The organism is Peribacillus sp. Hz7 (assembly GCF_042136355.1).
In the GTDB taxonomy this organism is placed as follows: domain Bacteria; phylum Bacillota; class Bacilli; order Bacillales; family DSM-1321; genus Peribacillus; species Peribacillus asahii_A.
On record NZ_JBHHJV010000056.1, the window covers coordinates 1 to 1,613 of the forward strand.

At 38.9% G+C, this 1,613-nt stretch carries 1 protein-coding gene; it reads left to right on the plus strand.

The genetic code is table 11. The features are described 5' to 3' along the window. Positions 1-245: 245 nt before the first annotated feature. Positions 246-1,481 (plus strand): IS110 family RNA-guided transposase, encoded by a 1,236-nt coding sequence (locus tag ACE199_RS23460; protein WP_375351915.1) that lies wholly within the window; start codon positions 246-248, stop codon positions 1,479-1,481. The last annotated feature ends 132 nt before the right edge of the window (positions 1,482-1,613 follow it).

Sequence of the window (1,613 nt, forward strand, 5' to 3'; positions counted from 1 at the left end):
TCGTATTATAAGGTCAGCCAGAGAAATCTGGTTGACTATTTTTTATTCAATTTATAGATTGATAGTAGCCGGGGTAGAACGGACGCACCCGTGGGACTAGATCCCGACAACTAAACTGTTCGCCCTCTACTTGTTAACACATGATTAGGCTGGTTGGGACATGATCCCGTATAACAAGCGAAGATATGAATAACAAGGTAGATAGAGGTTACCGGTCAATCCACTACACTAGGAGGAGATAATTCATGAATCCAGTTGTTGGTCTGGATGTAGCTAAAGGTGAAAGTCAGATTCAAATGTTCTTGGATAAAAAAATGCCCTATAAAAACAGTGTGAAGGTTGAACATACGGTGGAAGGTTTAAAAGAGTTACACTCTTATCTACAAGATTTAGAGCGTCAAACAGGGATAAAACCACCTGTTGTCTTGGAATCAACAGGTCACTACCATGCCCCGGTTGTGCAGTTTCTAGAAGCAAGAGAGTACATTGTCATTATCGTAAACCCATTGGTATCTTATCGAGCAAAAAGCTCTAGCTTACGAAAAACCAAAACTGATGCCATTGATGCTTATCACTTAGGCGAACTGTATTACAAGGAGGATTTAGAGCCGCAGAAAAAGCGTGGTGTTCAGTTATTAAACCTTCGGCATCTGACAAGACAACATGAAAATATGACGGGAATTATGGTTCAGACAAAGCTTCAATTTCAGGCTGTGTTAGATCAAGTATTTCCAGAGTATAAAGGCGTTTTTGGCGATTTGTATGCCGAGGTTTCATTAAAAACTTTACAAACCTTCCCTACCTCGGAGGCTGTCTTAAAAGCTGGTGTGGAGGAAATGGCACAATTTATTGATAGGCATTGTAAAGCACGTTCATTTAATTGGGCACTTGAAAAAGCAGGGGGATTAATCGCAGCTGCAGAACGTAACCCATTTCAGTCAACGCTTTATCAAAGCCTTCTTGTCAGTCTGAATATGTATATTGATTTACTTCAAGCGTACCACCAACAGCTTTCTACGTTGGAGCGTGAGATTAATCAGTTAGCAGTACAGCTTGAAGAATATGAACTACTCCAAACAATTCCCGGTGTAGGTGAAAAAATCGCTGCAACGATTATTTCTGAAATCGGGGAAATTGATCGGTTTAGTCATCCCAAAAAGTTAGTTGCCTTTGCAGGACTTGACCCTAGTGTTTTTGAATCAGGTCGCTTTAAAGGCACGAAGAATCATATTACTAAACGAGGCTCTGCAAGACTTCGCCACATGCTTTTCACAGCAGTTCGGTGTTCCATTCGAGATAGTCGTAAAAAGAAAACAACTGATGAAACCATTGCACGAAATAAGCGATTACGTGCCTTCTACGATTTAAAACGAGAAGAAGGTAAGCCTTATAAAGTAGCCATTATTGCATGTGCTAATAAGCTTTTACACTGGATTTATGCGATGTTAAAAACGAAAACACCATTCCAAGAAACTATTTAATAACGGAATTTTCAAATAAAGCAAAAACCTTCCAAACTAAGTTCAGAGGGTTATTTGAGTTGTGCATTTTTAGTATAGCATGAAGTTATTTTTAATTTAAAAGATTTTTATTGACAAACTATTAGCTGGTTT

Coding starts and splice junctions, on each gene's coding strand:
- ACE199_RS23460 (WP_375351915.1), top strand. CDS start 246: ATGAATCCAGTTGTTGGTCTGGATGTAGCTAAAGGTGAAAGTCAGATT.